Origin of the sequence: Streptomyces sp. NBC_00335 (assembly GCF_036127095.1) — a bacterium.
In the GTDB taxonomy this organism is placed as follows: Bacteria; Actinomycetota; Actinomycetes; order Streptomycetales; family Streptomycetaceae; genus Streptomyces.
In genome coordinates this window covers 8,106,609-8,132,674 of sequence record NZ_CP108006.1, presented here as the reverse complement: position 1 = coordinate 8,132,674, position 26,066 = coordinate 8,106,609, and the positions used below count along the sequence as shown (strand labels likewise).

Here is a 26,066-nt window from a genome sequence, read left to right as displayed (position 1 = left end):
TGTAACCTTCGAAAGGAAGGTATCGAGCCGATCAAAAGGAGCGTCGATCGACGTCATGGCCAAAGACACTCCCGTTCCGGCGTCCCCGACCAGCGCCGACGTGGCCCGCCTCGCCGGGGTGTCCCGCGCCACGGTCTCCTTCGTCCTCAACGACACCCAGGGCCACCGCGTCGGCGAAGCCGCCCGCGCGCGCGTCCTCGACGCCGCCCGGCAGCTCGGCTACGTACCGCACGCCGCGGCCCGGTCCCTGCGGGCCGGCCGCAGCAATCTCGTCCTGATGCCCTCGTCGATCTCCGCGGTCGGCCGCCTCGTCAGCGACTGGGTCGACGACCTGCACAGCGAGCTGGACCGGCACGGCTACACCGCGGTCCTGCACGCGGGTCGCTTCACCGACTCCCTGGACGCCGCCCGCGCCTGGGCCGAACTGCGCCCCGCGGCCGTCATCGCCCTCGACGGCGACCGCCTCACCGCGCAGGCCGCGGAGCTGCTGCGGCGCGCCGGGGTGCGGGGACTCCTCGCCTTCGCCTCCCGTCCCGTCCCGGGCGTGCACACCATCGGCTTCGACCACGCCCTGATCGGCGCCACCGCCGCCGAGCACCTGATCGCCCGCGGCCGGACCCGTATCGGCGTGGTCATGCCCCAGGAGCGCGGCCTCGGCCTGTTCGCCGCGCCGCGGCTCGCGGGCGCCGAATCGGTCGCCGCCCACCACATGGCCACGGTGACCCCGGTGGAGCTCTCGTACACCCGGGAGTCCGCGACCGCGCTGGCGAGGCGCTGGCGGAGCCTCGGGCTGGACTCCGTGTTCGCGTACAACGACGAGTACGCCGCCCTGCTCCTCCACGCGCTGCGGGCCGAGGGGATCTCCGTACCGCAGGACGTGGCGGTCGTGGGCTCCGACGACCTGGTCCTCTCCGCGCTCCAGGACCCCCCGCTGACCTCGATCCGCCTGGACCTGGCCTCGCCGGCCATGGTCGCCGACGCCGTGCACGAGCTCATCGAGACGGGCACCACGGCGCCCGTGCCCGAGATAGAGGCGGTCCTGATCCAGCGCGAGACCTCGTAGGCCTGGCGGGGCACGACCTGCGGCGTGCCGCGTTCCGTCACCCCCCACTCCGACCTGTCGGCCAGGCGGCGGTACCACCAGAACCGTGTCCGCCCCTGGCGCCGGTGCGCGAACGGGTCCGTGGAGAGTCCATGAATCCGGGACGGTGGGGTCGGCCCCCAGGTGCGGGAGAGCGGTTGTTCCGCGCGCAGTGCGCGTGGCCGTCCACGCGCCATGAGCCTTTCGGCACATGATCACACGAGCCATGGCGCCAGGCGTCCGTGTCCCGCTCCACCCGCTTGCGGCGTCCGTCGCGCCTACGGGCGGCCACCCGGAAGCGGCCCGGCACCGTGCCCGGCGCCCCGTGTCGGGGCGGCCGGTGCGGGGCCGGGCCGTTGACCTTTCCGGGGTTCAGGCGGTCAAGTGGCGGACGAGGAAGGCGACGCTGTCGGCGACGATGCGGTCTATGTCGGGCGAGCCCAGGAAGATGTGGTCGGCGCCTTCGACGGGAGTCAAGGTGACCTCGCCCCCGGCCTTCGCGAGAGCCGTGGCGAGCTCCTCGCTCTGGCTGTAGGGCACCAGTCCGTCCAGGGTTCCGTGGATCAGCAGGAACGGCGGCGGGTCCGAGCCCTCGACGGCGTACGTGACGGGGCTCGCGGCACGCGCCAGCTCGGGGCGTTCGGCGACGGACGCGCCGAGGAGGGCTTCGTACGGGTCGGGGAACTCGGCTCCGCCGGGCAGCGGCGGGAACGGCGGCATGGGGTGCTCGGCGAGGGTGACCAGGTCGGAGACCCCGTACCAGTCGACGACGGCCCGTACGGCGGTGTCGCCGGCGCCCACTCCGTGCGCGCCCTCCAGCTCGGCGGCGTCCGGGGTGTTCGCGCCGACGACCCCGGCCAGGGCCGCGAGGTGGCCGCCGGCGGACTCGCCCCAGACCCCGATGCGGTCCGGGTCGATGCCCAGGACGGAGGCGAACTGGCGGACGTAGCGGATCGCGGCCTTCACGTCGTGCAGCTGGGCCGGGAACGGGGCTTCCAGGCTGTGCCGGTAGTCGATCGAGACGAGGGCCAGCCCGGCCCCCAGTACCGACCCGTGCAGCAGCTCCACGGGCACGGTCGGCGGCGGGTAGCGCCGGTCGCCGTCCAGCCAGCCGCCGCCGTGGATCCACACCACCGCCGGGAAGGGGCCCTCGCCCGCGGGTACCCGGACGTCGAGCAGCCGCGGACGGTAGCCGGGCGAGGTCGCGTAGGTGATCCCCTCGAAGCGGCGGACCCCGTCCGCGTCCACGACGGCGGACTCGGGGGTCCGGTACGGCGGAGGCGGCCAGGTCATGTCCGCCGGATCGATCGCGGCGGGGAGCGATTGCGTCATTGCGGCCCTTCCAATCTGTTGGGCCCGGGGGCCCGAGGGGTTCAGGTGCGGGGTCCCGCCCCGGCCGCGCGAGCACCGAGTACTCGGCGCGGAGCACTGAGTACCGAGCGCCGAGGACTACGGACAAGGCTTCGTAACGTATGTCCGAAATGCTTGCGCGAGCCGGGGAGGAGGCCTAGCGTGTTACACGTGTAATCACGACTCTAGCGACGCGTTTCCGCAGACCACAAGAGCACGGGCAGTCCAAGTTCCTCGGCAGTTACACGAGCCACCGCGCGAATGTCGTCGCCTTCCCCTCCGGGAGCACGCCATGCCCACCTCCGCACCCCCCACCATCCAGCCGGTCGCCGACCAGGCCGCCGCGACCGCCCTGGCCTGCGCGACCGCCTCCCGGCCTCGCGGATTCGACCACTGGGCCGCGGAGCCCACCGCGGCGACCGTCCCCCTGATCCGCTCCCGCGTGCGCTCGGTGCTCGACGGCTGGGAGATCTCCGCGGAGATCGCGGACGTCCTGCTGCTGGCCGTGAGCGAGCTGGTCGGGAACGTCGTCCTGCACGCCGCCGACGCGGGCCGCCTGCGCGTCGGGATCTCCCTGCGAGGGGGATGGCTCCAGCTGGAGGTCGCCGACGGAGCCTCGTCCCTGCCGCGACTGCCGCACCCGCGGGGCGAGGTCGACCCGGACGCCGAGGACGGTCGCGGCCTGCTGATCGTGCACCTGATGGCCACCGAGGCGGGCGGTCAACTCAGCGTCCAGGCCGATGAGTTCGGCAAATCCGTACGGGTGCGCGTGCCGGCCGCCTGACACGAGTGCCGGTGCGGATCCGCGCGCACCGGGGGGCTCGGGGAAAGGGCCGAGACAGGTCCACCGAGGGGGTGACCCGCAGCCACTCGGGGGACGATCGCCTCACAAAAATATGGCGAGGAATTGACGGCCGCCAATTTATCGAGATACTTGCCCCATCTCCCCCGCTGCTCCCTGATTGAGGTGCCGCCCCATGGAGCTCTCCCCTTCGGCGCACGCCGATACCTTCTGCCGCGACCGGCTCCCGCCGTTCGACCTCTGGCCCGAACTCCACTTCGACCTCCAGGAGTTGGACTACCCGGACCGGCTCAACTGCGCCCACAGCCTCCTCGACGACGCCGTCGAGCGCTGGGGACCCGACCGCCCCTGTCTGCTGACCACCGAAGAGCGCTGGACGTACGGCGAGCTGCTGCTGCGCGCCAACCAGGTCGCCCAGGTGCTCACCGAGGACCTGGGCCTGCTCCCCGGGAACCGCGTGCTGCTGCGCGGCCCGAACAACCCCTGGCTCGTCGCCGCCTGGTTCGGCGTGCTCAAGGCGGGCGGAGTGGCCGTCACCACGGTGCCGCTGCTGCGCGCCGCCGAGCTCGCCGCACTGTGCGAGATCAGCCGCCCCTCCGTCGCCCTGTGCGACCACCGCTACATCGAGGAACTCCAGGCCGCGGCCGAAGCAGCCGCTGACGCCGCCCCCGAAGCCCACGCCGAAGCCGGCCCCGGCCGGGCCACCGCCCCGCGCGTGGTCGCGTACGGCGGCCCCGGCGAGGACGACCTCACCGTCCGCTGCGCGGCCAAGGCCGGGGTCTTCGCCTCCGTGGACACCGCCGCGGACGACGTGGCCCTGATCGCCTTCACCTCCGGCACCACCGGGCGCCCGAAGGCGACCCTGCACTTCCACCGGGACGTGCTCGCCAACGCCGACACCTTCTCCCGGCACGTCCTGCGGCCGCAGCCCGACGACGTGTTCACCGGCACCCCGCCGCTCGCGTTCACCTTCGGGCTCGGCGGGCTGGTGGTCTTCCCGCTGCGCGTCGGGGCCGCCACCCTGCTCGTGGAGACGGCGACGCCCGGGCAGCTGGCCGAGCTCGTGGCCGCGCACGGGGTGACCGTCCTGTTCACGGCGCCCACCGCCTACCGCGCGATCCTGGCCGCGGGCGCCGCCGACCGGCTGGCCGGGCTGCGCCGCTGCGTCTCGGCGGGCGAGCCCCTGCCCGCCGCCGTGTGGGAGGAGTTCCACGCCGCCACCGGGCTGCGCATCATCGACGGCATCGGCGCCACCGAGATGCTGCACGTGTTCATCTCCGCGGCCGACGGGGACATCCGTCCCGGCTCCACGGGCCGGCCCGTCCCTGGCTACCGGGCCGCAGTGGTGGACGCGGACGGGGTGCCCGTCCCCGACGGGCAGCCCGGCCTGCTCGCCGTCACCGGGCCCACCGGCTGCCGCTACCTGGACGACCCGCGCCAGACCACGTACGTCCGGGGCGGCTGGAACATCACGGGCGACACCTACGTCCGCGACGCCGAGGGCTACTTCTGGTACGTGGCCCGCAGCGACGACATGATCGTCTCCTCGGGCTACAACATCGCGGGGCCCGAGGTCGAGAAGGCGCTGGCCGACCATCCGTACGTGGCGGACTGCGGCGTCGTCGGGGTCCCCGACGAGCGGCGCGGGATGCTCGTCAAGGCGTACGTGGTGCTGCGCGCGGGCGTCCCGGCCGCCCCGGAGACCGTGCGCACGCTCCAGGAGCACGTCAAGGCGGCCATCGCCCCCTTCAAGTACCCGCGCGCGGTGGAGTTCGTCGCCGAGCTCCCCCGTACGGAGACCGGCAAGCTCCGGCGCGCCGAACTCCGCACCCGGGGAGGGGAACCGGCCGAAGCCGCCCCCAGCGCCCCGGCGGCGGACGACGGCGGCTGCGCCGCCGGGTGTCCCGAGGCGCAGGTGCCGGACCTGCCGAGCGTGGTCGTCGAGCGGCGGGTCGAGTGGACCGACACCGACGCGGCGGGCCACTACCACCACTCCACCGTGATCCGCTGGGTCGAGGCGGCCGAGGCCGTGCTGCTGCGCCGCCTGGGCCTGTCGCACCTCTTCGGCAGCACGCCCCGGGTCCACTTCGAGGCCGACTACCGGGCCCGGCTCTGGTTCGGCGAGGCCGTACGGACCGAACTGCGGGTCACCAAGGTCGGCACGAGCTCCCTCCACTACGCCTTCACCGTCCGCGGCGAGCCGGGCCCGGAGGGCCCCGAGGGCCCGGACGGTGCGGTGGCCGCCAGCGGCCGGATGGTCATCGCCCATTCCGCCGCCCGCGCGACCGGGACCACCCCGTGGCCCGCCGAGGTCCGCGAGGTCCTCACGAAGGCGGGCCGGCAGGCCCCCGAACTGATCGAGAACAACCGAGGAGGCGCCCCGTGCGCATAGCAGTCATCGGAGGCGGGCCGGGCGGCCTGTACTTCGCCGCCCTGGCCAAGCAGATCTCCCCGCACTGGGAGGTGACCGTCTGGGAGCGCAACGCTCCCGACGACACCTTCGGCTTCGGGGTGGTCTTCTCCGACGAGACCCTCGACGGCATCGCGCAGGCCGATCCCTTCGTGCACGCCGCGATGTCGGCGGAGTTCGCCCGCTGGAGCGACATCGACGTCCGCCACCGCGGCCGGACCCTCACCTCCGGCGGGCACGGTTTCGCCGCCCTGGGCCGCCGGAGGCTCCTGCAGATCCTCCAGGAGCGCTGCGCCGCCCTGGACATCGACGTCCGCTACCGCACGCAGTCCCCTCCGCCGGAGCAACTGGCCTCGGAATACGACCTGGTGGTCGCCTGCGACGGCGTGCGCTCGGCCACCCGGGCCGCCTACGCCGACACCTTCGGCACGGATCTCGACGAGCGCGCGGGCCGCTACATGTGGCTCGGCACGGACAAGGTCTTCGAGGCCTTCACCTTCATCGTCGAGGAGCGCGACTTCGGCACGCTCCAGGTGCACGCGTACCCGTACGACGACGCCCGTTCCACCTTCATCGTGGAGATGGACGAGGAGACGTGGCAGCGCGGCGGCTTCGCCGGTTCCGCCGGCCCGGACCTCGCGCCCGGCGCCAGTGACGAGGAGGGGATCCGCCGCTGCGAGGAGGTCCTCGCCGAGCACCTGGACGGCCACCGGCTCATTCCCAACAACTCCAAGTGGCTGCGCTTCACCACCGTGCGCAACCGCACCTGGCGCCACGGCAACACCGTGCTGCTCGGGGACGCGGCGCACACCGCCCACTTCTCCATCGGCTCGGGCACCAAGCTCGCCATGGAGGACGCCCTCGCGCTGGCCGCCTGCCTGCACGAGCACCCCGACGTGGAGAGCGCGCTGGCCGCCTACGAGGACGAGCGCAGGCCCGTCGTGGAGTCCACGCAGCGGGCGGCGCAGGCCAGCCTGGAGTGGTTCGAGAACATCGACCGGTACACCGGTCAGGACCCGCACCAGTTCGCCTTCAACCTGCTGACCCGCAGCCGCCGGGTCACCTACGACAACCTGCGGGTGCGCGACGAGGAGTTCACCACCGCCGTCAACGCCTCGGCGCCGGTCCCGCCCATGTTCCGGCCCTTCCGGCTCGGCGGCCTGCGCCTGCGCAACCGGATCGTCGTACCGCCCATGGCCCTGTCGACGGCCGTCGACGGAGTTCCCGGCGACTTCGACCTCGTCCACCTGGGCACCCAGTCCCTCGGCGGCGCGGCCCTGGTCATCGCCGGAATGACGGCGGTCAGCGCCGACGGCCGCACCGACGCGGGCTGCCCGGGGCTGTGGACCGACGAGCAGGAGGCCGCCTGGGGCCGGATCACCGCCTTCGCGCACGGCCAGTCCGACACCTGCCTCGGCATCCAGCTCACCCACGCCGGCCGCCGGGCCACCGGGGGCCGGCCCCTGGCCGCGTCCCCGCTGCCCTGGGAGGAGGGCGGCCAACTGCCCCGCGAGGCGAGCCGCACCGATATGGACCTGGTCGTACGGGACTTCGTGCGCGCGGCCGAGCGCGCCGACCGGGCCGGCTTCGACGTGCTGGAACTCCATTACGGGCACGGCCATTTGATGTCCGGGTTCCTCTCCCCGCTGACCAACCTGCGCACCGACGAGTACGGCGGGCCGGTCGCGAACCGGCTGCGCTTCCCGCTCGAAGTGCTGCGCGCCGTACGGACGGTGTGGCCGGCCGGGAAGGCCCTGCTGGTCCGCGTCTCGGCCGCCGACTGGGCCGCGGGCGGCCTCGACGAGGCCGACGCCGTGCACATCGCGCGCGCCCTGGCCGCGGCGGGCGCCGACGGGATCGACGTCTCGACCGGCGAGGTCGTCTCCCACGAGCGGCCGGCCTTCGGCCGCAGCTACCAGACCCCGTACGCCGACCTGATCCGCAACACCACCGGGGTGGCGACCATCGCCGTCGGCGCGATCTCCACCTACGACGACGTGAACTCGGTGATCCTGGCGGGCCGCGCCGACCTGTGCGCGGTGGGCCGCGCCCAGCTCCACGACCCGCTGTGGACCCTGCACGCGGCCGTGGCGCAGGGGTACCGCGGGCCGGCCGCGCCGTGGGCCCGGTCCTGGCGGGCCGGCAGCGCGCGGCCGCCGGCGGCGCGCACCGACCGGGTGCCGCCCCGCCTCGAACTGCTGCGGCGGCCCGCCGCACCGGTGCACCAGCGATGGCTGCCGCGCGTCGCCGCGCCGGCCCTCTGAACGGAACGGCCGAGATTCCCATGGAGACCCGTCCCCCGAACGACCTGCCCCGTTTCACCGCGGCCGCCGTCCAGGCCGCTCCCGTCTACCTCGATCCCGCCGCCACCGTCGACAAGGCCGTCGCCCTGATCGCGGAGGCCGCCGGGAAGGGCGCCGAACTCGTCGTCTTCCCCGAGGCGTTCGTCCCCGGCTACCCGTACTGGAACTGGACGATGAACCCGGTCCAGGGTTCGCCCTGGTTCGAGCGCCTGCAGCGCGCGTCCATCGACATCCCCGGCCCGCACGTGGACACCCTGCGCGCGGCGGCCCGCCAGTACGGGGTCGTGCTGGTCATCGGCGTCAACGAACGCGCCCCGCACAGCCTGGGCGTGCTCTACAACACGCTGCTGACCATCGGCCCCGACGGCGAACTGCTCGGCGTGCACCGCAAGCTGGTGCCCACCTGGGCCGAGAAGCTCACCTGGACCGGCGGCGACGGCAGTTCCCTGCGCGTCCACCAGACCCCCGTCGGCCCGGTCGGCGCCCTGGCCTGCGGGGAGAACACCAACACCCTGGCCCGTTTCACCCTCCTGGCCCAGGGCGAACTGGTGCACGCTGCCTGCTACATCGCCCTGCCCGTGGCACCCACCGACTACGACATGGCCGAGGCCATCGCCGTGCGGACCGCGGCCCACAGCTTCGAGGGCAAGGTCTTCTCCGTCGTGGCCTGTTCCACCGTCTCGCCCGAGATCGTCGACGCGGTCGCCGGTGAGGACGAGGAGGTACGGGCCCTGTTCGCCCGGCCGCGCAGCGCCCTGTCGGGCATCTTCGGCCCCGACGGCCGCCCGGTCACGGAGCCGCTCGTCGACGTCGAGGGCATCGTCTACGCCGAGATCGACCTGAACCGGTGCATCCAGCCCAAGCAGATGCACGACATCACCGGGCACTACAACCGCTTCGACGTCTTCCGCCTCGAAGTGGACAACCGGCCGCGCCGGCCGGTCAGTTTCACCGTCCCGCACACGGCCCTGCCGACCACCGCCACCCCCGAGGAGGACGCATGACCACCGACCAGGACGACACCGCGCTCGGCCGCGCCCGGGTCTCCGACACCCCCGAACTCACCGCCTACTACGGCGAGCTCGAAGCCCTGGAGGCGGGTGCGCTGTGGACGGTGGCCAACGACATCGAGCCCTGGTATCCGCAGCCCAAGTCCGTTCCGGCGCTGTGGCGTTACGAGGAACTGCGCCCCCTGGTCCACAAGGCGCTGGGCCTGGTCCGGGCCGACGACGCGGGCCGCCGCGTGGTGATGCTGGTCAACCCCGGCCGCAGGGACGTCAGTGCGGCCGCCGGCCTCCTCTACACCGGGCTGCAGATCATGGGTCCCGGTGAGGCGATGACCGCCCACCGGCACCAGGCGGCGGCGCTGCGCTTCGTGCACGAGGGCACCGGGGCGTGGACGATCGTGGACGGCCAGAAGCTGAAGGTCGGCCCGCGCGACTTCGCCATCACCCCGAACGGCACCTGGCACGAGCACGGCAACGACTCCTCCGACGCCCCGGTGATCTGGCAGGACGGCCTGGACATCCCGCTGGTCAACGCCTTGGACGCCGGGTTCTACGAGGTCCACCCCGAGCTGTACCAGCAGCCCGGGAAGGTGGTGAACTCCTCGGTCCTGACCTACGCCGCGAACCTGCTCCCGTACGGCTGCGAAAAGTGGACCCGCCCCTACTCCCCGCTGCTGGCCTACCCCTGGGAGCAGACCTACGAGGCCCTGCGCGGCCTGGCCTCGGCCACCGGGGGTTCCCCGTACGACGGGGTCATCGCGGAGTACACCAACCCGGTGACCGGCGGCTCGGTGATGCCCACCATGAGCGCCCACATGCAGCTGCTGCGCCCGGGCCAGGCCACCCTGGCCCACCGCCACACCGGGTCGGTGATCTACACGGCGGCGAAGGGGCGCGGTGTATCGGTGATCGCCGGGCAGCGCTTCGAGTGGAAGCAGGGCGACGTGTTCTGCGTCCCGTCCTGGGCCTGGCACGAGCACCACAACCTCGACCCGTCCGAGGACGCCTGCCTGTTCTCCTTCAACGACTTCCCCGTCATGCGGTCCCTCGGCTTCCACCGTGAAGAGGCGTACCCGGACAACGGCGGGCACCAGCCCGCCTCCTGAGCCGCGTCGCCGCACCGGACCGCCGGCCCTGACACCGGTCCCGGTGCGGCGGCGCACCCCGCGCCGCCTCCGTTCCGCCCTCTTCCCCTCCCTTCCGCCCTTCGCCTCTCCTCCAGGAGCCACCGATGCGACTGCTGACCTACACGACCGCGCCGATGACCGGCACCGCCGACCGCCTGGGCGCCCAGGTCGACGGCCTGGTGTACGACCTCGCGGCCCTCGCCCGGCACGCGGGCGTCGACCTGCCCGCCGACCTGCTCTCCTTCGTCCGGGCCGGCGCCCCCGCCCGGGAGGCGGCCGCCCGGCTGCTGGCCGGTGACCCCGCGGACCGGCCCGCCGGGGCCGTACACCGGCTGGAGGACGTCACCCTGCGCGCCCCGCTGCGCCCCGGCAAGATCATCGGGGTCGGGCTGAACTACGTGGAGCACGTGGAGGAGTCCAGCCGCAGCCTGGACACCGACAAGGACCTGCCCCCGCGTCCGGTGCTGTTCAGCAAGCCCGCCACCGCCGTCACCGGCCCCGGGGCCCCGATCCTGCACAACGCCGACCTCACCACGCAGCTCGACTGGGAGTGCGAGCTCGCCGTGGTCATCGGCCGGGCCGCCTTCCGGGTGACCGAGGAGGAGGCGTACGGCCACATCTTCGGCTTCAGCATCGTCAACGACATCAGCGCCCGCGACCAGCGCCGCTCGGGCCAGTGGTTCTTCTCCAAGGGCCAGGATTCCTACGCCCCCTTCGGCCCGGCCGTGGTCACCGCCGACGAGGTCCCGGACCCGATGAACCTCGACCTCGAACTGCGGGTGAACGGGGTCACCAAGCAGAAGTCCAACACCCGCCACATGCTGTTCCCCATCGCCCGGCTCATCGCCGACATCAGCTCGGGCGTGACCCTGGAGCCCGGCGACGTCATCGCGACCGGGTCCCCGTCCGGCGTCGGGGCGGGCATGGTCCCGCCCGAGTTCCTCGTGCCCGGCGACACCGTCGAGGCCACCGTCGAGATCATCGGCACCCTCGCCAACCCCGTCGTCGACGCCCGCTGACCCCTGCCGGACACCTGCCCCAACACCCCGTCCCGACCATCGAGGAGCCCCCGTGCCGCCCCGTACCTACCGCATCGGTCAGATCGTCCCGAGTTCCAACGTCACCATGGAAACCGAGGTGCCGGCGATCCTGCGCGCCCGCATGGAGGTCGCGCCCGACGACCGCTTCACCTTCCACTCCAGCCGGATGCGCATGACCCATGTGACGCCCGAGCAGCTCAAGGCCATGGACGCCGATTCCGACCGCTGCGCCGTGGAGCTCTCGGACGCGCGGGTCGACGTACTCGGCTACGCCTGCCTGGTCGCCATCATGAGCATGGGCCTCGGCTACCACCGCACCTCCGAGGACCGCCTGCACAGGCGCACCGTGGAGAACGGGGCCCCCGCCCCCGTGGTCACCAGCGCCGGCGCCCTGGTCCACGGGCTGCACACGATGGGCGCCAAGAAGGTGGCCCTGCTGGCCCCGTACATGCGCCCGCTCACGCAGACCGTCGTCGACTACCTCACCCACGAGGGCATCGAGGTCCTCGACTACCAGGCCCTGGAGATCCCGAACAACCTCGACGTGGCCGCCCACGACCCGGCCAGGCTGCCCGGTCTGGCCCGCGCCCTGGACTACGCCGACGCGGACGCGGTCGTCCTGTCGGCCTGCGTGCAGATGCCCTCGCTCGGCGCCATCGAGGAGGCGGAGCAGCTGCTCGGCAAGCCGGTCGTCTCCGCGGCCGTCTGCACCGCCCACCAGATGCTGCGCGCCCTCGACCTGCCGGCCGTCGCCCCCGGCGCCGGTCATCTGCTCTCCGGTGCCTACGCGGAGGCTCCCCTGCTCCCGGGGACGCCGGCCTCGGGGTGACCGGAGACGGCCCGGCCGCCGCCCCTCGATAGGATCACCACCCCACACCACGGGAAGGTGATCATGTCGGACAGCCCCCTCAGGCCCAGCTCGTTGATCAGTACGGTCTACGGGGCCTTCGTGCGCGGGAGCGGCGGCTGGATCTCCGTCGCCGACCTGATCACGCTCATGTCGGAACTCGGCGTCGAGAGCCAGGCCGTCCGCTCGGCCATCTCCCGGCTCAAGAAGAAGGGCGTTCTCGAACCGGAGCGCCGCGGGGCCACCGGGTACCGGCTGAGCCCGGCCGTCCATCCCGTCTTCGACGCCGGCGACCGGCGCATCTTCGCCAGCCTCGAACCGGCGGACCTGGGCGACGGCTGGGCCATGGCGGTCTTCTCCGTACCGGAGTCCGAGCGCGCCCACCGCTACCAGCTGCGCACCAGGCTGACCTGGCTCGGCTTCGGCAACATCGCCCCCGGCGTGTGGCTGGCGCCGGGCCGGCTCCTGGAGGACGCGCGCGACATGCTCGTCCGGCTCGGCCTCAGCGAGTACGTCCACCTGTTCGCCGCCGCCGACTACGCCGCGTTCAGCGACCTTCCGGAAGCGGTCAGCTCCTGGTGGGACTTCCCGGCGATCCAGGCCCAGTACGCCACGTTCACCGGCGCGTACGCACCGGTCGCCGCGAAGCTCGCCCTGCAGGAGGGCATCGACGCCGCCGAGGCCTTCCGCCACTACGTCCCGATGCTCACCGAGTGGCGCCGGCTGCCCTACCTCGACCCGGGCCTGCCCGCCGAGCTGCTCCCCCCCGACTGGAACGCCGTGGGGGCCCGGCAGGTCTTCCAGCAGCTGCACGAGGTCCTGGCGGGGCCCGGCCTGCGGCACGTACAGGACGTGACGGGCGCGTCCGGGGCGAGCGGGACCTGAGGGAGCGCTCCCTCAGGAGGATTCGCGGACCACGAGGGCGTTCGGCATGACCACCCGGTCCCTGGAGCCTCCCTCGATCAGGCCCAGGAGCAGCCGGACCGTGGCCGTGGCCTGGTCGGCCATGGGGCTGCGTACGGAGGTGAGGGCCGGGACGGTGTACGCGGCGGCCTCGATGTCGTCGAAGCCGACGACGGCCACGTCCTCGGGGACCCGCAGGCCCACCTGCCGCAGGGTGCGCAGGGCGCCGATCGCCATCAGGTCGTTGGCCGCGAACACCGCGTCCAGTTCCGGGTCGTCCTCCAGCAGCTGCCGCATGGCCTCGGCTCCGGAGGCCCGGGTGAAATCGCCCAGCGCCACGATGGACCGGCGGCCGGTGTCGCGCAGGGCGGCGCGGTAGCCGTCGAGGCGCTCGCGGGACTCGAAGAGGTCCAGCGGTCCGGTGATGGTGGCGATCCGGCGCCGACCCCGTGCCAGGAGGTGGCGTACGGCCAGCGCGGCGCCGGCCGCGTTGTCCAGCTCCACGTACGGCACCTCGGGGGCGCAGGTGCGGTTGAACGAGGCGACCGGCAGGCCCGTCCTGGCCAGGGCCGCGGGCAGCGGGTCCGTGCCGTGCAGGGCGACGAGCATGACGCCGTCCACGTGTCCGCCGGCCACGTACTCCTCGACCCGGGCCCGGCTCCGGTCGGATTCGGCGAGCATGAGCACGACCTGTTTTCCGGCGGCCTCCAGTTCCCTGCTGACGGCGCGGACCACGGTGGAGAAGAGGGGGTCGTCGGAGACCACGCCCTGGGGCGGGTCGGAGACGACCACGGCGACCGCCTGGGTCCGGCGGGTGACCAGGTTGCGGGCGGCGGCGTTGGGCACGTAGCCCAGTTCGCGCACGGCCCGCAGGACGACCTCGCGGATCTCGGGTGCGACCGTGGCCTCCCCGTTGACGACACGGGAGACGCTCGATCGGGACACGCCCGCGCGGGCGGCGACCACTTCCAGCGTGGGTCTTTTCATTCCGGCCCGTTCCGTTCGGCGGCGCCGCCGGGTCGGACGGACGGCTCGCGGGGGAGCGTTCTCCCGCGATGGTGGACCGGAGCCTGATCGACTGTCAACAGTCGCAGTTCCGCAGTGGGTTGCCCGTGCGTCCGGACCGGGTCGCGGCCCGCTCCGGATCCTGCCTGGTCAGCACGGCTCACCGCGGGTTGCGCGGGCATCGAGAGAACGCTCCATCAGGGGACGAACCGAAGTCGCCCATATGTCCACCGGATGACGGGACACCTTGACAGCCCTGGGGGGCCACCCCATCCTCACCCCTCAGGGAGCGCTCCCCAGCCCCCTCTCCGCCTCCCTCCACACTTCCCCTCCCCCCTCGTTTCCAGGAGCCGCCGTGCCTCCGTCGCTGCGCCGCCTCGGCTTACTCTTCGCCGTCGCCTTCACCCTCCTCACCCTCAGCACCCTCCCCGCCTCCCCCGCCCGCGCCGCCGAATCCCTGCTGTCGCAGGGCAGATCGGTGACCGTCTCCGGCAGCGAACCCGGCTACAGCCCCGCGAGCGCCGTCGACGGGAACGCCGGCACCCGCTGGTCCAGCGCCTTCTCCGACCCGCAGTGGATCCAGGTGGACCTGGGGTCCGCCGCCACGCTCAGCAGGGTCTCCCTCAACTGGGAGGCCGCGTACGCCAAGGCCTTCCAGATCCAGGTCTCGCACGACGCGGCGAACTGGACCACGGTCTACGGGACGACCGCCGGCGCCGGCGGCATCCAGAACCTGACCGTCTCCGGAACCGGCCGATACGTGCGGATGTACGGCACCCAGCGCGCCACCGGATACGGCTACTCCCTCTGGGAGTTCCAGGTCTACGGCGCCCCCGGCACCGGCGGCGGCGGCGACGCCCTCCTCTCGTACGGCAGGACGGGCGCGGCCTCCTCCTCGCAGGCCGACGGGAACTGCTGGGAGTGCGTCCCGGCCAGGGCCTTCGACCGCGATCCCGCCTCCCGTTGGGCGACCAGCCCCACCACGGGCTGGACCGATCCCGGCTGGATCTCCGTGGACCTCGGCGCACCCGCTCAGATCAGCAAGGTGGTCCTCCAGTGGGACCCGGCCTACGCGAAGTCCTTCCAGATCCAGGTCTCCCCGGACGGGAACGCCTGGACCTCGGTCTACTCCACGACGGCGGGCACGGGCTTCAAACAGACCCTGACCGTCTCGGGCTCCGGGCGGTACGTGCGGATGTACGGCACCGAGCGCGCGACCCCGTACGGCTACTCGCTGTGGGAGTTCCAGGTGTACGGCACCGGCGGCGCCCCGGTGACTCCCCCGCCGCTGCCCCCGGACCCCGCGAACCCGCCGAGGCTGGTGTGGAGCGACGAGTTCGACGGCCCCTCGGCCGGGAAGCCCGACCCGGCCAAGTGGCGGGCGGACCCGGGCACCGGACAGAACGGTGAGCTGGAGTACTACACCGACCACCAGAACGCCGCGACGGACGGCGCCGGCCACCTCGTCATGGAGGCCCGCAAGGAGGCCACGCCCGGCAAGGGCTGCCCGCCCGACCCGCTGACCGGCAGCACCACCTGCCAGTACACCTCGGCGCGGATGAACACCGGGGCCACGTTCCAGTTCACGTACGGGCGCGTCGAGGCCCGGATCAAGGTCCCCAAGGGCAACGGGCTGTGGCCCGCGTTCTGGATGATGGGCGGTGACTTCCTGACCGGGCGGCCGTGGCCGTACAACGGCGAGATCGACATCATGGAGGTCCTCGGCAAGGACGTGAAGACCTCGTACTCCACCGTCCACGCACCCGCCTACAACGGCGGCGGCGGGATCGGCGGCCCGTACAAGCTGCCGCAGGACGCGGACTTCTCCGACGACTACCACGTCTGGGCCGCCGACTGGACCAGCAAGGGCATCGTCTACAGCCTGGACGGGCGGACCGTCTTCACGCTCGACAAGGAGCAGGTGGAGCGCACCCGCGGGCCGTGGATCTTCGACCACCCCCACTACATGATCCTCAACCTCGCGGTGGGCGGTGACTGGCCCGGTCCGACGGACGCCACCACGCCGTTCCCGGCACGGATGCTCGTCGATTACGTGCGCGTCTACCAGTGACCCACCGGGGGCCGCCCGGTCCACCGCCCGGTGGCCCCCTTCCTCCGCTCCGCCCTCCCTCTCCCCCTCCCCCACCGGCAGGCAGGATTCGCCATGCGAAAACCCCGGTTCACGCTCCACGCCCTCCTCGCGGGCGCCCTGGCCACCGCCTTGGCCGCGAGCCTCGGAGCCACGGTGACCAGCACCCCCGCCCGGGCCGCCGACACCGTGCTCGTCCAGGCGGAGTCGTACGCGGCGCAGTCCGGCGTACAGCTCGAAACGACCGGCGACACGGGCGGCGGCCAGAACGCCGCGTACCTGGCGAGCAGTGACTGGATGCGCTTCGACAACGTCGACCTGGGCGCCTCCGGCCCCCTGACCGTCTCGGCCCGGGTGGCCTCCGCGGTCGGGGGCGCCGGCGCCGTCGAGCTGCGCACCGGGTCCGTGACGGGCCCGCTGCTCGCGCAGTTCGACATCACCGCCACCGGCGGCTGGCAGAGCTGGGCCACGCGGACCGCCGACGTGGCCGCCCATCCCGCGGGCCCCCAGTCGGTGTTCGCGGTCCTGCGCGGCAGCGGGGCCGGGGACTTCGTGAACATCAACTGGTTCTCGTTCGCCGCCGGTTCCTCGCAGGGCTGGGTGAAGGTGGACCAGGCGAAGTGGGACGCGCAGCTGGCCGGATTCCGGGCGATGACCCCGGCGCCCGTCCCCGCGAACGCCGTCCGGGTCCCGGAGTTCAACGCCACCTGCGTCTACAGCCATTCCAAGCCCGACGACCCGATCGTGGCCCCGGGCCTGCCGGGTGCGTCGCACATGCACAGCTTCTTCGGCAACCGCAGTACGGACGCCTTCAGCACGGCGGAGTCCCTGGCCGCGCACACCGCGACGAGCTGCGCCCCCGCCAAGGACCTCTCCAGCTACTGGATCCCGACCCTCTACGAGCGGGGGAAGGCCGTCGAGCCCGAGGGGATGATCGTCTACTACGGGTCCCGGCTGGCCGACCCCACGGCCACGGTGCCGTTCCCGCAGGGCTTCCGGATGATCGCGGGCAACGCCAGATCTCAGGTGCCCACTCCGGCCGGCTCGGTGAACCAGTTCTGGTGCGCGGGCGAGGGCGGCGAGATCGGCCGCAGCGCCGACGGCAACTGGCCGGTGTGCGCGCCGAACGCCAAGCTCGTGTACCAGCTCGTCTTCCCCGACTGCTGGGACGGCAAGCACCTCGACAGCCCCGACCACAAGTCGCACGTCTCCTTCACCACCGTCAACGGCAAGTGCGGGGGCGCCTATCCGGTGGCCATCCCCTCCGTCTCCTTCGTGATCGGCTACCCGACCGGCGGCAACCCGGACGGCCTCTCCCTGTCCTCGGGCATGGCCTCCTCCATCCACGGCGACTTCTTCAACGCCTGGGAGAACGCGGCCCTGGGGCAGCGCGTGAAGGACTGCGTCGTACAGAGCGCCAAGTGCAACTCCGCCGGTACGTTCTGAGCCGGCGGCCCGTACGGGTGCTGCTGCTCGCGGCGCTCCTGGTCACCGGCTGCAGCACGCAGCCGGTGGCCGGGACGCCGCGGGCCGCGGCCTTCAACGCCACCGATGTCGCCTGGATCCAGCTGATGATCCCGATGGACGAGCGGGCCCGGCTGCTGACGGATCTGGCGCCGGCGCGCACCGCGGACCCGGCGCTGGCGCGGTTCGCAGGGCGGGCGGCGGACCGGCAGGAGGCCGAACTGGCCGTGCTGCGCGGGCTCCTGGCCCGGTCCGGGGCGCCCGACACCCGCCCGCACGAGGGGCACGACATGCCGGGCATGGTGTCCGCCGACACCCTGCGCAGGGCCGGAGCCCTGTCGGGGGAGGAGTTCGACCGGCTCTTCGCCACCGCCTTGCGCGCCCACCTCGCGCAGTCCCTGCTGCTCTGCGCGGGTGAACGCGCCTCGGGCGGGGCCGGGGAGGCGCGGGAGCTCGCCGGTGAGCTGGAGAAGGCCGGCTCGGAACAGCTCGCCCTGCTCGACGCGGCACGCTCCGGTAAAAGTTGAGAATTGTTCACTTTCCATTGACAGGGCGGGTCCGGGGACCCGAAAGTGCCGTGAACGTCCCCGAGACCGAAGCGAGTCCGCATGACAGCGTCCGTACCGCCCACGCCTTCCGTGCCCCGTTTCCCGGCCGGCTTCCGCTGGGGGGTCTCCGCCTCCGCCTTCCAGATCGAGGGCTCGCCCACCGCCGACGGCCGGGGGCCCTCCTCCTGGGACGCCTTCACCCGGGAGCGGGGGCGCGTCAAGGACGGCTCGCACGCGGAGGTGGCCACCGACCACTACCGCCGCTACCGCGAGGACGTGGCGCTGATGGGTGGACTGGGCGTGGACGCCTACCGGTTCTCCGTCTCCTGGTCGCGGGTCCTGCCCGACGGGCACGGGGCCGTCAACCGGGCCGGGCTGGACTTCTACGACCGGCTGGTGGACGAGCTGTGCGCCGCGGGGATCGATCCGGTGCCCACCCTCTTCCACTGGGACACCCCGCTCGCCCTGGAGGAACGGGGCGGCTGGCTGGAGCGGGACACGGCCGAGCGTTTCGCGGCGTACGCCTCGGTGGTCGCGGAGCGGCTGGCGGACCGGGTGCCCATGTGGATCACCATCAACGAACCCGCCGAGGTGACCCTCCTCGGCTACGGCCTCGGCGAACACGCCCCCGGCAAGCAGCTCGTGTTCGACGCCCTGCCCGCGGCCCACCACCAGCTGCTGGCCCACGGTCTGGGCGTACAGGCCCTGCGCGCGGCGGGCGCCCGCAACATCGGGATAGCCGCCTCGCACAGCCCCGTATGGGCCGCCGGCGAGGGCGAAGAGGACCGGGCCGCCGCCGACTTGTACGACACCCTCACCAACCGCCTCTTCGCCGACCCGATCCTGACCGGCGCCTACCCGGACGGCCTGGAATCCCTGCTGCCCGGCCCGGTGGCCGAGGACCTCAAGGCGATCTCGGCACCGCTGGACTGGTACGGGGTCAACTACTACAACCCGATGCTCGTCGGCGCCCCCACCCCGGCCGCCGCCTCCGCCTTCGGCGGGATCGAGATCCCCTCCGGCCTCCCCTTCGCCATCCGGGAGATCGAGGGGTACGAACGCACCGACTTCGACTGGCCGGTGGTCCCGGACGGGCTGCGCGAGCTGCTCGCCACCCTGCGCGAGCGCTACGGCGACCGGCTGCCGCCGCTGTACATCACCGAGAACGGCTGCTCGTACGGGGACGGTCCGGATCCGGGCACGGGCCGGATCGAGGACGCGCGCCGGATCGCCTACCACGAGGGCCACGTGCGCGCCCTGCACGAGGCGATGGCCGAGGGGGCCGACGTCCGCGGCTACTTCATCTGGTCGATCCTCGACAACTTCGAGTGGGCGGAGGGCTACCGGCAGCGGTTCGGCCTCGTCCACGTCGACTACGAGACCCTCGCCCGGACCCCCAAGGAGTCGTACGCCTGGTACCGCGACCTGATCAAGAGCGGCAGGTGACCGCCGGGCCGAAGGCCGCGGCGGCCACGGAGGCCGCCACGCCGCCGGGCGGCCGGTGGGTGAGCGCGCTGTCCCTCGCCAACCTCGGGGTGTGGGTCGGCTGGTTCGGCCCGCTCCAGTTGCTGCTGGCACGCCAGGCCGAGTTCCTCACCCCGGAGAACAAGGCGTCCACCCTCGCCCTGGTGACGGGGCTGGGGGCGGCCGTCTCGATGGTCGCCAATCCCGTCTTCGGAGCGCTGTCCGACCGTACGACGGCGCGCGCGGGCCGCCGCATCCCCTGGGTGGTCGCCGGGGTGACGGGCGGGGCGGCGGGCCTGGTGGTGCTCGGGCTCGCGCAGAGCGTCGCCGTGGTGATCGCGGGCTGGTGCCTGGTGCAGCTCGCCCTCAACGCCGCCTTCGCCGCGCTCACCGCCGCCGTACCCGACCAGGTCCCGGTCCGCCGCCGCGGGCTGGTCGGCGGCTGGCTGGGCGTCTCCCAGGTCATCGGGATCCTGATCGGCACGGCGCTGGCCACCGTAGCGGGCGGGATCACCGCCGGATATCTGGCCTGCGCGGCCTTCTCGGTCCTCGCGGCCGTGCCGTACGTACTGATGCGGCGGGACTCGGTGCTCGCCCCCGCCGACCGGCCGGCCTTCCGGTGGCGCGGCTTCCTGACCGGCTTCTGGATCGACCCGCGGCGCCATCCCGATTTCGGCTGGGCCTGGCTGACCCGGTTCCTGATGAACCTCTCGTACTCCATCAGCACGATGTACCTGCTCTACTACCTGACCGACGCCGTGCGCTACCGGGGCGACGCGGACACCGGGGTCCTGATCCTCACGGCGCTCAACGCCCTCACCCTGCTCGCCACGGTGGTGATCAGCGGCATCCGGTCCGACCGCAGCGGCCGCCGCAAGTCCTACGTCATCCGGTCGGGGCTGGTCATCGCCGCGGCCACGCTGCTGCTCGCCGTCTGGCAGACCTGGACCGGCGCCATCGTGGCCTCGCTCGTCCTGGGCCTCGGCTACGGCGTGTACACGGCGGTGGACTTCGCCCTGCTCACGGACGTGCTGCCGACCGCCGAGGACCGGGGCAGGGACCTGGGCGTCATCAACATCGCCAACGCGCTGCCCCAGGTGCTGGCCCCGGTGATCGCGGCCCCGGTCGTCACCCACCTCGGCGGATACACGGCCCTGTACGCGCTGGCGGGCGCCCTCGCCCTGGCGGGATCGCTGCTGGTCAGGCGGATCCGCTCGGTTCCGTAGCGGGCCCTCCGGTGCCCGGATCGTGAGACCGGGCACATTTCTCACCCTTTTGGGTCGATTTGGACCAGACTTGTGTGGTTCGGATTCCGAAGCGACAGGGAGAGACATGCGACGCGCCCACGGCCGTACGGCCACCACGCGGATCGCCCTGATATCGGCCGGGACGGCCGCCGTGCTCGGCCTCGGCGGCCTGTCCGCCGGTACCGCGGCCGCCGCGGGTACGCCCGCCCCTGACCGCACCGCCGGGCCCACGGCCACGGCCGGCGCCACTACCCCTCCCCCTGCCCCTGCCACCGCCACCGCCGCCGCCCCGGCAGCCGTCGGGCAGCAGGTCCTCTCCACCTTCACCGTCGCCTATCCCGCCGCGCCCTACCGCACGCACAACATCGCGCGCGCCGTGGAGCTGATCAACGGGGCCGTCGTCGAGCAGGGCGACATCTGGAGCTTCAACCAGGCGGTGGGCGAGCGGACCGAGGAGAACGGCTTCGTCGACGGCATCATGATCAACGACGGCCGTTACGTGAAATCCCCCGGCGGCGGGGTCTCCGCGGTCGCGACGACCATGTACAACGCCATGTTCTTCGCGGGCCTGAAGCCGCTGGAGCACGGGGCCCACTCCTTCTACATCGAGCGGTACCCGGAAGGCCGCGAGGCCACCGTCGCCTGGGGCACCCTCGACCTGCGCTGGCAGAACGACTCGGGGCACCCCGTGACGGTCCGGGCCTCCTCCACCTCCACCTCGGTGACCATCACCCTGCTCGGAACGAAGCAGTACGACGAGATCCGCGCCACCAAGGGCCCGCGCACCCACATCACGCCGCCCGTGAAGCGCACCGTCACCGGCCCCACCTGCGAGCCGCAGACCCCACTGGAAGGCTTCGACGTCTCCGTGGACCGCGTCTTCGTCCGGGGCGGCCACGAGGTCGGCCGCGAGACGTTCCGTACGCACTACACCCCGCGCGACGAGATCGTCTGCGCCCCGGAGTCCCCGACGGCCACGCCCGGCGCGACTCCGTCGGGCCCTCCCGGCACTCCGTCGGGCTCCCCCGGAACCCCGGCGGCGCCGGCGGCGCCCAGCACGTCCCCCGCACCCAGCACGTCCGCCACGCCGAGCACGTCCCCCGAGGCCACCGCTCCGGGCACGTCCGCCGCACCCACGCCTTAGGGCGTGATCAGGATCTTTCCGCGCGCTTCACCCCGGTGGAGCCGGTCGATGGCCTCGGGGGCCTCGGCGAGCCGGCAGGTGAGGTGGACGGCCGGGGACAGGGTGCCGTCGTCGACGTGCTGCCCCAGGATCTTCAGATCCGCCTGACGCTCGGCGGAGACGAACCCCTTGAGGCCGTGGCGCACGAAGGGGTTCAGCAGCACGGCCCACAGGACCCGGCCCATGCCGCCCAGCCAGGGGCCGCCGCCCTCGCCGCCGACGATCACGAGCGTTCCGCGCGGGGTCAGGGCGCGCCGGAGGTGGGACAGGGCGCGGTTGCCCGCGATGTCCAGGATGAGGTCGTAGCGGCGCACACCGTCCGCGAACTCCTCGCGGGTGTAGTCGATGACCTCGTCCGCGCCGAGCCCGAGCACCAGCTCCGTCTTCGTGGTGCTGCACACTCCGGTCACATGCGCCCCGAAGGCCTTCGCCAGCTGGACCGCGAAGGTTCCGACCCCGCCCGCGGCTCCGATGACCAGGACCCGCTGCCCCGGCCGCACGCGCCCCGCGTCGCGCAGCGCCTGGAGGGCGGTGAGCCCGGAGATGGGGAGGGCCGCCGCCTCCTCCAGGGGCATCCCGGCGGGCTTGTGCGCCAGCTTGTCCTGCCGGGCCGTCGCGTACTGCGCGAAGGAGCCCTCGCAGATGCCGAAGACCTCGTCGCCCACCCCGAAGGCGCTCACCCCCTCGCCGACCGCTTCGACCCGCCCGGAGACCTCCCGGCCGCGTACGGGCACGCTGGGTGCGCGCAGCCCGTAGCCGAGGAGGCGCAGCAGGTAGGGCTTGCCGGTCATGAGGTGCCAGACCCCCGCGTCCAGGCCGGCGGCCCGGACGGCTATGAGCACTTCGCCCGTGCCCGGTCTCGGCGTTTCGACGTCCCTGAGCTCCAGTACTTCGCTGGAGCCGTACGTGTCCTGCACGATCGCCTTCACGGCGTCGTCCCTTCGTCGTCTGCGCTGCCTGCGTACTGGAATACCTGTTCGAGCGGTACCGCGAAGACACCGGCGATCCTGAAGGCCGTCTCCAGCGAGGGCGAGTAGCGGCCCTTCTCGATGGCGATGACGGTCTGGCGGGTCACGCCGATGCGCTCCGCCAGCTCCGCCTGCGTCATCTCACCGCGTTCGAAGCGCAGGATCCTGATCCGGTTCGTGATGCCGGTCGGCTTCACCACGACTGGAACCCCTCGCGGTAGGCCGCGAGCTTGACGGCCGAACCGAGCACCGCCGAGAGGACGAACCCGAGGTAGAGGGCGTTCGAGATCCAGAAGCGGTCCGCGCCGGCCATCGAGAGGATCAGCGCGGTCACGGCGCCGATGGCGAGGAAGGACTGCCCGGCGTGCTCGCCGAGGAGGCCGATCTCCTTGTCCCGCTGATCCTTGACGTCGGCCTCGCCCGGCTTGGCCACCGCCACGGCGATGTTGAGGAGGATCGCGGCGGCGATGGCGCCCCCGACCGTCCAGAGCAGCGGCATGACGTACGGGACCTCCGCGAGGGGGACCCCGTCGCCCGACCGGCCCAGCACGACGACCAGGTAGACCGCGTATCCGACGATCGCGACCACCCCCATGATCCATGCGCGCTTCTCTTCGAAGGCCACGACCGCACCCGCTCCCATGTAAAAGAACTTTGACATCACGAAGGTAAAAGAATCCATACCTCATGTCAATGATTCCTTACATCGACCCCACGGGGGCGGGGTCCGGCCCCCGTGTCACCCGGGCGCGCGGCCCCACTGGCACCACGGCCGCACCCCGGGCTTGCTGGACGCATGAGAGCAGAAGCACCGGGGACGCCCCCGGGACAGAGCCTGAGCACCCCCCGGGCGGCCGGGCTCGCGGGGATCCTCTTCGCCGTCCTCATGGCGGCGGCGATCGTGCTGGCCCGGATCGGCCTGCCCGAGGGGGGCGGCGCGGCCGAGATCGAGGTCACCTCGGGGCAGCGGGACGCGGTGACCACCGCGCTGGAGCTCGTCCCCTTCGCGGGCATCGCCTTCCTGTGGTTCATGGGCGCGCTGCGGGAGCACTCCGGCGAGGCCGAGGACCGGTTCGTGGCCACCGTCTTCCTGGGCAGCGGGCTGATCTTCGTCGCCAGCCTGTTCGGCGCCGCCGCGGCCGCCGGGACGGTGCTGGACGCCGATCAGCCCCAGGAGTTCGGCCGCCACTTCGCCTACACCCTGCTGACCACGTACGGGATGCGGATGGCCGCCGTGTTCGTGTTCGCGACCTCCACCATCGGCCGCCGGCTCGGGGCGTTCCCGCGCCCGCTGGCCCTGGTCGGGTACCTCGCCGGCCTGGTGCTGCTGGTGGCGGGCTCCTCCCTGCCCTGGTCCGAGCTGGTCTTCCCGGCCTGGGCCCTGGCCGTGAGCCTGTACATCCTGCGGTCGGGCCGGGGCCGCCCCGGCCCGGCCCCCCTTCCGGCCCCCTGACGGGCGCCACAACCTCACTCCAATGGCCGCCGCGGACGGGCCCCCCGGCGGCGCCGCGCGCACGCTGGTCCGGGAAGCACAGGGGGGCACCGAAAGGACCACACCTTGCTGAGGCTCGTCGTCGATCTCAACCGGTGCCAGGGATACGCGCAGTGCGCCTTCCTCGCCCCCGACGTCTTCGCGATGCACGGGGACGAGGGGCTCCTCTACGATCCCGAGGCCGAGGAGGCCCAGCGCGAGCGCGTGGCCCAGGCCGCCGCCGCCTGCCCCGTACAGGCCATCCTCGTGGACGATCTGGACCGGGCGGGCGACCACTCCGCACGCACCCCGGCAGCAGCGGCCTCCGGCACCGCAAGGGGGTCCTCCGATGGTTGACACCGCCCTGGACCAGCTCAGGCGCTCCGGCCGGATCGTGGTCGTCGGTGCTTCGCTGGCCGGCCTGCGCGCCGCCGAGGTCATGCGGCAGAAGGGCTTCGCCGGCTCGCTGACCCTGGTCGGCGACGAGCGCCACGAGCCGTACGACCGCCCGCCGCTGTCCAAGCAGGTGCTGCTGGGCAAGGCCGACGCCGACCACACCCTGCTCCCCCGGCGGCTCGACATCGACGCCGAATGGCGCCTCGGCGTCGCGGCCACCGGGCTCGACATGGCAGCCCGTACGGTCAAGCTCGCCGATGGCGAGGAGGTCCCGTACGACCGGCTCCTGATCGCCACCGGGGTCCGGGCCCGGCCCTGGCCGAACGAGGCCGAGGGCGAGCTCGACGGGGTCTTCACCCTGCGCACCCGTGAGGACGGGGCGGGCCTGGCCCGCGCCCTGGCGGCCGGACCGCGCCGGGTCCTGGTCATCGGCGCCGGATTCACCGGCTCGGAGATCGCCTCGGCGTGCCGGGAGCGCGGGCTGGACGTGACCGTCGCCGAACGCGGCGACGGCCCCCTGGTCGGCGCCCTGGGCGGGGTGATCGGGGCGGTCGCCGCCGAACTCCACCGGGAGAACGGCGTGGACCTGCGGACCGGAATCATGGTGACCGGGCTGGAGGGCGATTCCACCGGCCGGGTCAGGGCCGCACACCTCTCCGACGGCACCACCCTGGAATGCGACGTGGTGGTCGTCTCGCTCGGCGCGCAGCGCAACACCGAGTGGCTGACCGGCTCCGGACTCGGCGCGGGTCCGCGCGGCATCGCCTGCGACGCGGGCTGCCGGGCCTTCGACCTCCGCGGGATCGTCACCGACGACATCTACGTGGCGGGCGACGTGGCCCGCTCCCCGCACGCGCTCTTCGGCTACCAGTTCCTCTCCCTGGAGCACTGGGGCAACGCCGTGGCGCAGGCCGAGACCGCCGCCCACAACATGCTGAGCGAGAGCACCGACCGCCGGCCGCACCTGTGGGTACCGGCTTTCTGGTCCTCGCAGTTCGGCGTGAACATCAAGTCCGTGGGCGTGCCCTCCATGGGCAGCGAGATCATGTTCACCCAGGGGTCTCGGGCCGAGCGCCGGTTCACCGCGGTCTACGGCTACCAGGGCCGGGTGATCGGCGCGGTCACCTTCGACAACGGGCGCTGGCTGCAGTTCTACGAGAAGCAGATCGAGGCCTGCGCGCCCTTCCCGCCCCCGTTCACCACGGTGGACCGGCGCCCGGACGGGCAGCGGCCGATCCCGGCCGACTTCCCCGACCCCTCCGTGCCCACGCACGGCCCGACCATCACCCTCAGCGGGTACTCGCCGGCCGACCGCCGGATCGCCACCTTCACCCCCGCCGGGCACTGACCCGCACGTTCCC

Annotated in this window: 23 protein-coding genes and 1 pseudogene; 19 read left to right on the top strand and 5 right to left on the bottom strand. The window is 72.8% G+C overall.

Going from position 1 to position 26,066, the window contains the following annotated elements; genetic code table 11:
• Positions 1-55 precede the first annotated feature (55 nt).
• Positions 56-1,063 (top strand): LacI family DNA-binding transcriptional regulator, encoded by a 1,008-nt coding sequence (locus OHA37_RS36735; RefSeq protein ID WP_266912043.1) that lies wholly within the window; start codon positions 56-58, stop codon positions 1,061-1,063.
• 390 nt (positions 1,064-1,453) lie between these two features.
• On the opposite strand, the gene OHA37_RS36730 is transcribed toward OHA37_RS36735, so the two are convergent.
• On the bottom strand, positions 1,454-2,413 hold the full coding sequence (locus tag OHA37_RS36730; protein WP_266912041.1) for an alpha/beta hydrolase: 960 nt from the start codon (positions 2,411-2,413) through the stop codon (positions 1,454-1,456).
• Positions 2,414-2,723: 310 nt separating this feature from the next.
• Between OHA37_RS36730 and OHA37_RS36725 the strand changes: the two genes are divergently transcribed.
• The 9 genes and pseudogenes from OHA37_RS36725 to OHA37_RS36685 all read left to right on the top strand — a co-directional run bounded on the left by OHA37_RS36725 (position 2,724) and on the right by OHA37_RS36685 (position 12,852).
• Positions 2,724-3,215 carry an ATP-binding protein gene (locus OHA37_RS36725; RefSeq protein WP_266912039.1) on the top strand — a complete coding sequence of 164 codons (492 nt, stop codon included), beginning with the start codon at positions 2,724-2,726 and terminating at the stop codon, positions 3,213-3,215.
• Between the two features lie 193 nt (positions 3,216-3,408).
• Positions 3,409-5,070: pseudogene (locus tag OHA37_RS36720) on the top strand (AMP-binding protein); the annotation flags it as partial.
• Positions 5,071-5,148: 78 nt separating this feature from the next.
• Positions 5,149-5,625, top strand: a complete 477-nt coding sequence (locus OHA37_RS36715; protein ID WP_266913406.1) for an acyl-CoA thioesterase — start codon at positions 5,149-5,151, stop codon at positions 5,623-5,625.
• Positions 5,616-7,907, top strand: a complete 2,292-nt coding sequence (locus tag OHA37_RS36710; protein WP_266912037.1) for an oxidoreductase — start codon at positions 5,616-5,618, stop codon at positions 7,905-7,907. The genes OHA37_RS36715 and OHA37_RS36710 overlap by 10 nt, the downstream gene beginning before the upstream one ends.
• Before the next feature lie 20 nt (positions 7,908-7,927).
• Positions 7,928-8,950, top strand: coding sequence for a carbon-nitrogen hydrolase family protein (locus OHA37_RS36705; protein ID WP_266912035.1), 1,023 nt, complete (start codon positions 7,928-7,930; stop codon positions 8,948-8,950).
• Positions 8,947-10,059: a cupin domain-containing protein gene (locus OHA37_RS36700; RefSeq protein ID WP_266912033.1), complete on the top strand. Its 1,113-nt coding sequence runs from the start codon at positions 8,947-8,949 to the stop codon at positions 10,057-10,059. The genes OHA37_RS36705 and OHA37_RS36700 overlap by 4 nt, the downstream gene beginning before the upstream one ends.
• 125 nt (positions 10,060-10,184) lie before the next feature.
• Positions 10,185-11,099, top strand: a complete 915-nt coding sequence (locus tag OHA37_RS36695; RefSeq protein WP_266912031.1) for a fumarylacetoacetate hydrolase family protein — start codon at positions 10,185-10,187, stop codon at positions 11,097-11,099.
• Positions 11,100-11,205: 106 nt separating this feature from the next.
• Positions 11,206-11,949 (top strand): maleate cis-trans isomerase family protein, encoded by a 744-nt coding sequence (locus tag OHA37_RS36690; RefSeq protein ID WP_266913404.1) that lies wholly within the window; start codon positions 11,206-11,208, stop codon positions 11,947-11,949.
• Between the two features lie 63 nt (positions 11,950-12,012).
• Positions 12,013-12,852, top strand: a complete 840-nt coding sequence (locus OHA37_RS36685; RefSeq protein ID WP_266912029.1) for a PaaX family transcriptional regulator — start codon at positions 12,013-12,015, stop codon at positions 12,850-12,852.
• A 12-nt stretch (positions 12,853-12,864) separates the two neighbouring features.
• Here the strand turns inward: OHA37_RS36685 and OHA37_RS36680 are convergent, their stop codons facing one another.
• Complete coding sequence (locus OHA37_RS36680; protein WP_266912027.1) at positions 12,865-13,857, bottom strand: LacI family DNA-binding transcriptional regulator; 993 nt, start codon at positions 13,855-13,857, stop codon at positions 12,865-12,867.
• 373 nt (positions 13,858-14,230) lie between these two features.
• Between OHA37_RS36680 and OHA37_RS36675 the strand changes: the two genes are divergently transcribed.
• From OHA37_RS36675 to OHA37_RS40915, 6 genes are all read left to right on the top strand, one after another.
• Positions 14,231-15,946, top strand: coding sequence for a discoidin domain-containing protein (locus OHA37_RS36675; RefSeq protein ID WP_266912025.1), 1,716 nt, complete (start codon positions 14,231-14,233; stop codon positions 15,944-15,946).
• Between the two features lie 93 nt (positions 15,947-16,039).
• Entirely contained in the window at positions 16,040-17,410 is a 1,371-nt protein-coding gene (locus OHA37_RS36670; protein WP_266912023.1) for a DUF1996 domain-containing protein, read from the top strand.
• The gene (locus OHA37_RS36665; protein ID WP_266912021.1) at positions 17,386-17,955 is read left to right on the top strand and encodes a DUF305 domain-containing protein; all 570 of its coding nucleotides are present in this window, start codon (positions 17,386-17,388) and stop codon (positions 17,953-17,955) included. The genes OHA37_RS36670 and OHA37_RS36665 overlap by 25 nt, the downstream gene beginning before the upstream one ends.
• An 81-nt stretch (positions 17,956-18,036) precedes the next feature.
• Positions 18,037-19,422: a GH1 family beta-glucosidase gene (locus OHA37_RS36660; RefSeq protein ID WP_266912019.1), complete on the top strand. Its 1,386-nt coding sequence runs from the start codon at positions 18,037-18,039 to the stop codon at positions 19,420-19,422.
• A complete protein-coding gene (locus tag OHA37_RS36655; protein WP_266912017.1) occupies positions 19,419-20,666 on the top strand; it encodes an MFS transporter in 1,248 nt (415 codons plus the stop codon). The genes OHA37_RS36660 and OHA37_RS36655 overlap by 4 nt, the downstream gene beginning before the upstream one ends.
• A gap of 106 nt (positions 20,667-20,772) precedes the next feature.
• Positions 20,773-21,831 (top strand): VanW family protein, encoded by a 1,059-nt coding sequence (locus tag OHA37_RS40915; RefSeq protein WP_443046266.1) that lies wholly within the window; start codon positions 20,773-20,775, stop codon positions 21,829-21,831.
• Here the strand turns inward: OHA37_RS40915 and OHA37_RS36645 are convergent.
• Genes OHA37_RS36645 through OHA37_RS36635 form a run of 3 tightly spaced genes read right to left on the bottom strand, consistent with a single transcriptional unit; the run spans position 21,828 to position 23,499 of the window.
• On the bottom strand, positions 21,828-22,799 hold the full coding sequence (locus OHA37_RS36645; RefSeq protein ID WP_266912015.1) for an NAD(P)-dependent alcohol dehydrogenase: 972 nt from the start codon (positions 22,797-22,799) through the stop codon (positions 21,828-21,830). The two genes, OHA37_RS40915 and OHA37_RS36645, sit on opposite strands and share 4 nt — an antisense overlap.
• The gene (locus tag OHA37_RS36640; protein WP_266912013.1) at positions 22,796-23,038 is read right to left on the bottom strand and encodes a helix-turn-helix transcriptional regulator; all 243 of its coding nucleotides are present in this window, start codon (positions 23,036-23,038) and stop codon (positions 22,796-22,798) included. The genes OHA37_RS36645 and OHA37_RS36640 overlap by 4 nt, the downstream gene beginning before the upstream one ends.
• Positions 23,032-23,499 (bottom strand): hypothetical protein, encoded by a 468-nt coding sequence (locus OHA37_RS36635; protein ID WP_266912011.1) that lies wholly within the window; start codon positions 23,497-23,499, stop codon positions 23,032-23,034. Before OHA37_RS36635 ends, OHA37_RS36640 begins: the two co-directional genes overlap by 7 nt.
• A gap of 135 nt (positions 23,500-23,634) precedes the next feature.
• Here OHA37_RS36635 and OHA37_RS36630 point away from each other — a divergent pair, with 135 nt between their 5' ends.
• The 3 genes from OHA37_RS36630 (at position 23,635) to OHA37_RS36620 (ending at position 26,053) form a co-directional block, all read left to right on the top strand.
• Entirely contained in the window at positions 23,635-24,291 is a 657-nt protein-coding gene (locus OHA37_RS36630) for a hypothetical protein (RefSeq protein WP_266912009.1), read from the top strand.
• Positions 24,292-24,399: 108 nt separating this feature from the next.
• Positions 24,400-24,666: a ferredoxin gene (locus tag OHA37_RS36625; protein WP_266913402.1), complete on the top strand. Its 267-nt coding sequence runs from the start codon at positions 24,400-24,402 to the stop codon at positions 24,664-24,666.
• Complete coding sequence (locus OHA37_RS36620) at positions 24,659-26,053, top strand: NAD(P)/FAD-dependent oxidoreductase (RefSeq protein WP_266912007.1); 1,395 nt, start codon at positions 24,659-24,661, stop codon at positions 26,051-26,053. The genes OHA37_RS36625 and OHA37_RS36620 overlap by 8 nt, the downstream gene beginning before the upstream one ends.
• The last annotated feature ends 13 nt before the right edge of the window (positions 26,054-26,066 follow it).

What these genes read in the sequence shown, in the direction of transcription:
- OHA37_RS36620 (WP_266912007.1), top strand. Translation starts at nt 24,659, where the DNA reads ATGGTTGACACCGCCCTGGACCAGCTCAGGCGCTCCGGCCGGATCGTG.
- OHA37_RS36680 (WP_266912027.1), bottom strand. Translation starts at nt 13,857, where the DNA reads ATGAAAAGACCCACGCTGGAAGTGGTCGCCGCCCGCGCGGGCGTGTCC.
- OHA37_RS36735 (WP_266912043.1), top strand. Translation starts at nt 56, where the DNA reads ATGGCCAAAGACACTCCCGTTCCGGCGTCCCCGACCAGCGCCGACGTG.
- OHA37_RS36725 (WP_266912039.1), top strand. Translation starts at nt 2,724, where the DNA reads ATGCCCACCTCCGCACCCCCCACCATCCAGCCGGTCGCCGACCAGGCC.
- OHA37_RS40915 (WP_443046266.1), top strand. Translation starts at nt 20,773, where the DNA reads ATGCGACGCGCCCACGGCCGTACGGCCACCACGCGGATCGCCCTGATA.
- OHA37_RS36700 (WP_266912033.1), top strand. Translation starts at nt 8,947, where the DNA reads ATGACCACCGACCAGGACGACACCGCGCTCGGCCGCGCCCGGGTCTCC.
- OHA37_RS36635 (WP_266912011.1), bottom strand. Translation starts at nt 23,499, where the DNA reads ATGTCAAAGTTCTTTTACATGGGAGCGGGTGCGGTCGTGGCCTTCGAA.
- OHA37_RS36705 (WP_266912035.1), top strand. Translation starts at nt 7,928, where the DNA reads ATGGAGACCCGTCCCCCGAACGACCTGCCCCGTTTCACCGCGGCCGCC.
- OHA37_RS36730 (WP_266912041.1), bottom strand. Translation starts at nt 2,413, where the DNA reads ATGACGCAATCGCTCCCCGCCGCGATCGATCCGGCGGACATGACCTGG.
- OHA37_RS36690 (WP_266913404.1), top strand. Translation starts at nt 11,206, where the DNA reads ATGGAAACCGAGGTGCCGGCGATCCTGCGCGCCCGCATGGAGGTCGCG.
- OHA37_RS36670 (WP_266912023.1), top strand. Translation starts at nt 16,040, where the DNA reads ATGCGAAAACCCCGGTTCACGCTCCACGCCCTCCTCGCGGGCGCCCTG.
- OHA37_RS36685 (WP_266912029.1), top strand. Translation starts at nt 12,013, where the DNA reads ATGTCGGACAGCCCCCTCAGGCCCAGCTCGTTGATCAGTACGGTCTAC.
- OHA37_RS36630 (WP_266912009.1), top strand. Translation starts at nt 23,635, where the DNA reads ATGAGAGCAGAAGCACCGGGGACGCCCCCGGGACAGAGCCTGAGCACC.
- OHA37_RS36695 (WP_266912031.1), top strand. Translation starts at nt 10,185, where the DNA reads ATGCGACTGCTGACCTACACGACCGCGCCGATGACCGGCACCGCCGAC.
- OHA37_RS36660 (WP_266912019.1), top strand. Translation starts at nt 18,037, where the DNA reads ATGACAGCGTCCGTACCGCCCACGCCTTCCGTGCCCCGTTTCCCGGCC.